Origin of the sequence: Brevundimonas sp., from assembly GCF_052436175.1 — a bacterium.
Taxonomy (GTDB): Bacteria; Pseudomonadota; Alphaproteobacteria; order Caulobacterales; family Caulobacteraceae; genus Brevundimonas.
Map to the genome: position 1 here is coordinate 1 of NZ_JBQVNM010000099.1, position 6,841 is coordinate 6,841.

General features: G+C 68.7%; 7 protein-coding genes and 1 pseudogene. 6 read left to right on the plus strand and 2 right to left on the minus strand.

All coding sequences use genetic code 11. The annotated features are described in order from the left end of the window. Window positions 1-190: 190 nt before the first annotated feature. The 6 genes from fabG to gmk all read left to right on the plus strand — a co-directional run bounded on the left by fabG (window position 191) and on the right by gmk (window position 5,426). Entirely contained in the window at window positions 191-931 is a 741-nt protein-coding gene (gene fabG, locus ACT6QK_RS14535) for a 3-oxoacyl-[acyl-carrier-protein] reductase (RefSeq protein ID WP_444598540.1), read from the plus strand. 194 nt (window positions 932-1,125) lie between these two features. Continuing rightward, window positions 1,126-1,365: an acyl carrier protein gene (locus ACT6QK_RS14540; protein ID WP_444598541.1), complete on the plus strand. Its 240-nt coding sequence runs from the start codon at window positions 1,126-1,128 to the stop codon at window positions 1,363-1,365. A gap of 105 nt (window positions 1,366-1,470) precedes the next feature. Next, window positions 1,471-2,751 carry a beta-ketoacyl-ACP synthase II gene (fabF, locus tag ACT6QK_RS14545; protein ID WP_444598542.1) on the plus strand — a complete coding sequence of 427 codons (1,281 nt, stop codon included), beginning with the start codon at window positions 1,471-1,473 and terminating at the stop codon, window positions 2,749-2,751. Window positions 2,752-2,753: 2 nt separating this feature from the next. Continuing rightward, window positions 2,754-3,917: an endolytic transglycosylase MltG gene (mltG, locus tag ACT6QK_RS14550; RefSeq protein WP_444598543.1), complete on the plus strand. Its 1,164-nt coding sequence runs from the start codon at window positions 2,754-2,756 to the stop codon at window positions 3,915-3,917. Window positions 3,918-3,931: 14 nt separating this feature from the next. Beyond that, window positions 3,932-4,795: a YicC/YloC family endoribonuclease gene (locus ACT6QK_RS14555; RefSeq protein ID WP_444598546.1), complete on the plus strand. Its 864-nt coding sequence runs from the start codon at window positions 3,932-3,934 to the stop codon at window positions 4,793-4,795. Further along, window positions 4,785-5,426 (plus strand): guanylate kinase, encoded by a 642-nt coding sequence (gene gmk, locus ACT6QK_RS14560; protein ID WP_444598544.1) that lies wholly within the window; start codon window positions 4,785-4,787, stop codon window positions 5,424-5,426. The genes ACT6QK_RS14555 and gmk overlap by 11 nt, the downstream gene beginning before the upstream one ends. Here gmk and ACT6QK_RS14565 read toward each other — a convergent pair. After that, window positions 5,423-6,559: pseudogene (locus ACT6QK_RS14565) on the minus strand (pyridoxal phosphate-dependent aminotransferase). The gene gmk and the pseudogene ACT6QK_RS14565 sit on opposite strands and share 4 nt — an antisense overlap. Then, window positions 6,556-6,841, minus strand: a 286-nt coding sequence (locus ACT6QK_RS14570) for an rRNA adenine N-6-methyltransferase family protein (RefSeq protein WP_444598545.1), incomplete at its 5' end; no start/stop codon positions are given. The gene ACT6QK_RS14570 and the pseudogene ACT6QK_RS14565, both read right to left, overlap by 4 nt.

Consider the following 6,841-nt stretch of genomic DNA (forward strand, 5'->3'; position numbering starts at 1 on the left):
CTCGCCGGAAGACCTGTAAGCTTTTCCCACGTCGCTCTGAACCAGACCCGTCACCCTCGGGCTTGCCCCGAGGGCCGGTCGTTCAGCAGGCTGTGCGGCGGAGACAGGCGCGAGCGTCTGACACGATGCGGGCCAGCGCCCGATCCTCGGGTCAAGCCCGAGGATGACGAGTTAGAAGAAGGATCATTCCATGTTTGACCTCACCGGCAAGACCGCCCTCGTCACCGGCGCCACCGGCGGCATCGGCGGGGCCGTCGCCCGCGCCCTGCATGCCCAGGGGGCGACCGTCGTCCTGTCCGGCACGCGCGAGGCCGTGCTTCAGGAGATCGCCGCCGAACTGGGCGAGCGCGCCTTCGCCGCCGCCGCCAACCTGTCGGACGCCGAATCCGTCGACGGCCTGATCGGGCGTGCGGAAGAGGCCGCCGGTTCGCCGCTGGACATCCTGGTCGCCAACGCGGGCATCACCAAGGACGGCCTGCTGATGCGGATGAAGGACGAGGACTTCGAACAGGTCATCAAGATCAACCTGGAATCCTATTTCCGTCTTTCACGGGCGGCGATGAAGGGAATGATGAAGCGTCGTTCGGGCCGGATCATCGGGGTGACCTCGGTCGTCGGCGTGACCGGCAACCCGGGCCAGACCAATTATGCGGCGTCCAAGGCCGGGATGATCGGGTTTTCCAAGTCCCTGGCCCAGGAGGTCGGGTCGCGAGGCATTACGGTCAACTGTATCGCCCCGGGCTTCATCGCCTCGCCGATGACCGACGTGCTGAACGACGCCCAGCGCGAGACCATCCTGAAGAACATCCCCGCCGGGCGGCTGGGCACGGGTGACGAGATCGCCGCCGCCGCCGTCTATCTGTCGTCCGACGAGGCCGCCTATGTGACGGGCCAGACCCTGCACGTGAACGGCGGCATGGCGATGATCTGAGCCCGCCGGACGGAAACGCTCGCCCCCGTGGTGCGTTCACGTCCTGCAACAGGCTATTTCAACCCCCGTCGGCTGTGCTAAACGCCCGGCGACGAGGGTGGGGCTCCAGACGGGGCTTGCGCCGTCGCTTCCGCCGTCATACGGCAGAGATTGAGAAAACCGCCGCACCGTGCGGCATCAGAAGGCAGAGACATATGTCCGATATCCTCGAACGCGTCCGCAAGATCGTCATCGAACACCTGGACGCCGATCCGGACAAGGTCACCGACAAGGCCAGCTTCATCGACGACCTGGGCGCCGACTCGCTCGACAACGTCGAGCTGGTCATGGCCTTCGAAGAAGAGTTCGACATCGAGATCCCCGATGACGCCGCCGAGCACATCCAGACGGTCGGCGACGCCGTGAAGTTCATCACCGAGAAGACCGCGGGCTAAGCCCGTCGTTCGATCGACGTGACATGATGGCCGCCCGGCCTTCCCTAGCGGAAGGGCCCGGCGGCCATTATTGTTTTGGGTCTTGAGTTAACGGGAGCGCGATTCATGCGGCGCGTCGTCGTCACGGGGCTTGGCCTCGTCACCCCCCTGGGCTGGGGCGTGGAACACAGCTGGAAGGGCATCGTGGAGGGCCGTTCGGGCATCGGGCCGATCACGGGCTTCGACACCGAAGGCTACGGCTGCACGATCGCGGGCGAAGTGCCCTCGGTCGACGGGCGCGGCGGCGGCGGGCCGGACACGCCCGGCAGCTTCGATCCCGACCAGATCATGTCGGCCAAGGACCGCAAGCGCGTCGACGACTTCATCCTGTACGGCATCGCCGCCGCCGACGAGGCGCTGAAGGACGCGGGCTGGGCCCCCGAGACCGACGAGGACAAGGAGGCCACCGGCGTCATCATCGGCTCCGGCATCGGCGGCCTCGGCCCCATCGCCGATACGGCCATCGTGCTGAAGGAGCAGGGGCCGCGTCGGGTGAGCCCCTTCTTCATCACCTCGGCCCTGATCAACCTCGTCTCCGGCCAGGTCTCTATCCGCCACGGGCTGAAGGGACCGAATCACTCGGTCGTGACGGCCTGCGCCACCGGCGCCCACGCCATCGGCGACGGGGCGCGGATGATCGCCCTGGGCGACGCGGACGTGATGGTCGCGGGCGGAGCCGAGGGCTCCATCGTCCCGATCGGCATCGCCGGCTTTCTGGCCTGCAAGGCCCTGTGCACGGCCTATAACGACACGCCCGAGAAGGCGTCGCGCCCCTATGATCGGGGTCATGCTGGCTTCATCATGGGCGAGGGCGCGGGCGTGGTGGTGCTGGAAGAGTACGAACACGCCAAGGCGCGCGGCGCCAAGATCTACGCCGAGGTCGTCGGCTACGGCATGAGCGGCGACGCCCACCACATCACCGCCCCGTCCGAAGACGGCGAAGGCGGTCTGCGGGCCATGAAGACGGCCCTGAAACGGGCCGGGATGGAGCCGTCGGACCTCGACTACGTCAACACCCACGGCACCTCGACCATGGCCGACTGGATCGAGCTGAAGGCCGTGGAGACGCTGGTCGGCGATCATGCGCCGAACGTCTCGGTGTCTTCGACCAAGTCGATGACGGGACACCTGCTGGGCGCGGCCGGGGCGATCGAGTCCATCTTCTCCATCCTGGCGATCCGGGATCAGGTCGTGCCGCCGACGATCAATCTCGACGACCCCGAACATGAAACCGCCATCGACCTGGTCGCCCACAAGGCGCGTCACAGGAAGGTGGATGTCGCCATGTCCAACAGCTTCGGCTTCGGCGGCACCAATGCCTCGGTGATCTTCAAGAAGGTCGGCTGAGGGTGGCGACCGAGCGCAAGCCGAAGGTCGCGCCCAAGGCCCGCCGCTCGGGGCTGTTCGTCGGCTTGTTGACGGCCTCCGCCACTTTCAGCGTCTTCCTGATCGCGGCCCTGGTCTGGGGCTGGAGCGTCTATTATGCGCCGGGGCCGTCGGCGCGATCGGGCCAGGACACCATTGTCACCCTGCCCAGCGGGTCGGGCGTTTCGGCTATCGCGGCGACGCTGAAGGAAAGCGGGGTGATCCGCTCCATCGACATGTTCAAGGCGGCGGCCACGATCACCGGGGCCGACCGACGGCTGCGGGCCGGCGAGTACCGGGTGCCGGACAGGGCGTCGCTGCGGTCTGTGCTGAAGCTGCTGACCGACGGGACGGTGGTGCGCCACTATGTGACCCTGCCCGAGGGATGGTCCTCGGCCCAGGCCGTCGACATCCTGAACAAGCAGGGGGTTCTGACCGGAACGGTCGAGGTTCCGCCCGAGGGCAGTCTGTGGCCCGAGACCTATGAGGTGTCGCGGGGCGAGACGCGCCAGGCCGTCGTGGCGCGCATGCAGAAGGCCATGAACGACAATCTGGCCAAGCTGTGGGCCGCCCGAGGGCCGACGACCGTGGTGCGGTCGCCCGAGGAGGCCGTGATCCTGGCCTCCGTGGTCGAGAAGGAGACCGGGGTGGCGGCCGAACGACCGCGCGTGGCGGCGGTGTTCTCGAACCGTCTCCGACTGGGCATGCGGCTGGAGAGCGATCCGACCATCATCTACGGCATCACCAAAGGCCGACCGCTGGGACGGGGCATCCGGCAGTCGGAACTGGCGGCCGATACCGGCTACAACACCTATCTGATCTCCGGCCTGCCGCCGACGCCGATCGCCAATCCGGGGCGGGACGCCATCGCCGCGGTTCTGAACCCGCCGCGCTCGGAAGATCTGTTCTTCGTGGCGGACGGGACGGGCGGTCACGTCTTCGCGCGGACCTTCGACGAGCATCTGGTCAATGTCGCCCGGTGGCGCGAGGTCGAGCGACGCAAGGCCGGGCTGCCGCCCGCAGGGGCGACGTCCCCGACGGCCGATCCGGCTGCGACCGGAACGCCGCCGCCCGTTGCGTCCGGCGAGGCCATCATCACGATGCAGCCTCAGGGCGCGATGCGGCCGGCCGCGCCGGGCGGCCGGTGAGCGCGATCTCGGGCATGACCGGCTTCGGCCGGGCCGACGGGGCGCTGGACGGCTGGAACTGGACGGTCGAGGCGCGGTCGGTCAACGGTCGGTCGCTGGAGGTGAGGTTTCGCGGCCCACCGGGCTTCGACGGGCTGGAGCGCGGCGCCAAGGCGGCGGCCCAGGCGAGACTGAACCGCGGTCAGGTCACCCTCGGCGTCCAGGCCAAACGGTCGGGCGGGACGGGTGAGCTGCGGATCAATCAGGCGGCGCTGGATCGCTATCTGGCCCTGGCCAACGCCCTGGCGGAGGAGGGGGCGACGCCGCCGTCCGCCGACGGTCTGCTGGCCCTGCGCGGCGTCGTGGATGTCGCCGAGGACGAGGACGATCCTGAGGCCCGCGAACGGGTCGAGGCGGCCATGGCCGGCACGATCGAACAGGCGCTGGACGCCCTGAAGGCGTCACGCGAGGGCGAAGGCGCGGCCCTGACGCCCGTCATCACCGACTTCAACGACCGGATCGAGGCCCTCGTGTCTTCGGCCGAGGACGAGGCGACGGCCCAGACCGACGCCATCCGCAACCGTTTCGCACGCCGCATGGCCGAACTGGCGCCCGAGGCGCCGGGTCTGGACGAGCGGATCGTGCTGGAGGCGGCGGCCCTGGCCACCAAGGCGGATGTGCGCGAGGAGCTGGATCGGCTGGCGGCCCATGTCGCCTCGGCCCGCGCCCTGTTGCAGCAACCCCCCGCCGGACGGAAACTCGACTTCCTGATGCAGGAATTCATGAGGGAGGCGAATACCCTCTGCTCGAAATCCGCTACCACCGCCCTGACCGGAATCGGCCTGGAGCTGAAGGCGGTCATCGAGCAACTTCGCGAGCAGGTCCAGAATGTCGAGTGAACGCACGCCCCGCCGAGGCGTCCTGCTGATCGTCGCCAGCCCCTCGGGCGCCGGCAAGACGTCGCTGTGCCGCCGCCTGATGGCCGATCACCGGAATCTGGAGCTGTCGGTGTCGATGACCACGCGCGGCATCCGGCCGGGCGAGGTGGACGGGCGCGACTATCATTTCGTGTCGCGTGAAGAGTTCGACCGGCTGGTCGCCGCAGACGCCTTCCTCGAATGGGCCGATGTGCACGGCAACTGCTACGGCTCGCCCCGGGCGCCGGTGGACCGGGCCCTGGCCGAGGGTCGGGACGTGCTGTTCGACATCGACTGGCAGGGCGCGCGTGATGTGGCCGAGAAATGCCCGGAGGACGCTGTCCGCGTCTTCATTCTGCCGCCCAGCCTGGCCGAACTGCGGCGTCGTCTGGTGACTCGCTCACAGGACGCCGAGGACGTGATCGAACGCCGCGTGGCCAACGCCAAGGGCGTGATCGAGCACTGCGACGCCTTCGACTATGTGCTGGTCAACGAGGACTTCGACAGCTCCTATTCGGAACTGGCCCACGTCTATCACGCCGAACGGGCCCGCCGGGCCCGCAACCTGTGGGTCGCGGACTACAAGGCCGCCCTGCTGAGGGAAGTGGTCTAGCGCCCCGCGCGGGCCGCGAACCAGGGGATCATCCGGGCCAGGGCGTCGCGGACCTGCTCTGTCGAGACGGCGAAGCTGAAGCGCATGAAGCGGTGGCCGTCGACGGGGTCGAAGTCGACGCCGGGGGCGGTCGCCACGCCCGTGTCGCGCAACAACTGCTCGCAGAACGACAGGCTGTCGTCAGTCAGGTGGCCGATGTCGGCCCAGATATAGAAGGCTCCGTCGGGCGGGGCGATCGACTTCAGGCCCAGGGCGGGCAGGGCGTCCAGCATCAGGGTGCGGTTGGCGCGGTAGGTGTCGAGGTGGCCCTGCAACACGTCGTCGCTGTCCATGGCCGCCAGACCGGCGTGTTGGCTGAGAGACGGGGGCGTCAGGAACAGGTTGCCGATCCGGGCGCGGACCGGCTCGATCAGCGTCGGCGGGACCAGAATCCAGCCCAGCCGCCAGCCGGCCATGCTCCAGTATTTGGAGAAGCTGTTGATGACGGTCGCGTCGGGAGCAAACTCCAGCATCGAGGGCGTCGATCCGGCGTAGGTCAGGCCGTGGTAGATTTCGTCCGAGATGATGGCGATGCCGCGCCGGGCGCAGACCCCGGCGATGGCGGCCAGTTCTTCAGGGGCGATGAGCGTGCCGGTCGGATTGGCCGGGCTGGCGATGATGAGGCCGTCGGGTGCGGGATCGAGCGCGTCCAGGGCGGCGGCTGTCAGCTGGAAATGTTCGGCCGGGCCGCAGGCGATCTCCACCGGCTGCATGTGCAGGGCGCGTTTTTTGTTGCGTCATGCGACTTTTCCTGGACTGGCCTTGTCGATCCGGGATCCGGGGTCGATCCTGCTGGACAGGGCCAGGACCAGGGCGGGCGAGGCGCCGCAGGTCAGGAACAGCCGGTCGGGGTCGATGTCGAGACCGTGGCGGTCCTGATAGAGGCGGGCGATGCGGGCCTTCAGCGCCGGGCTTTCCCAGTAGCCCATGCCGTCGGTGTCGAGCACGCCATGGGCGGCGGCGATGGCGGCGGGCGGGGCGCCGGTCGAGGGCTGGCCGAACTCCATGTGGATGATGGAGCGGCCCTGGGTCTTGAGCTGGTGGGCGATCCGGCTGATGGCGATGGCGTGGAAGGGTTCGATCTCTGCGGTCATGCCGAAGCCTCTATCGCGCCCAGGGCGTCGGCCAGTCTGAGGAAGCCCGGCAGATCGATGACCTCGGCGCGGGCGTCGGGCTCGATACCGGCAGCCTCGCACAGGGCGCCGCCGCCGAGTTGTTTCAGGCTGGAGCGGAGCATCTTGCGGCGCTGGCCGAAGGCGGCGGCGGTGACCCGCTCCAGCCGCCTTATCGTGGCGGGGTCGGGGCGCCGGTCGTGCGGGACCAGATGCACGACGGCCGAGGCCACCTTGGGCGGCGGGGTGAAGGCGGCGGCGGGC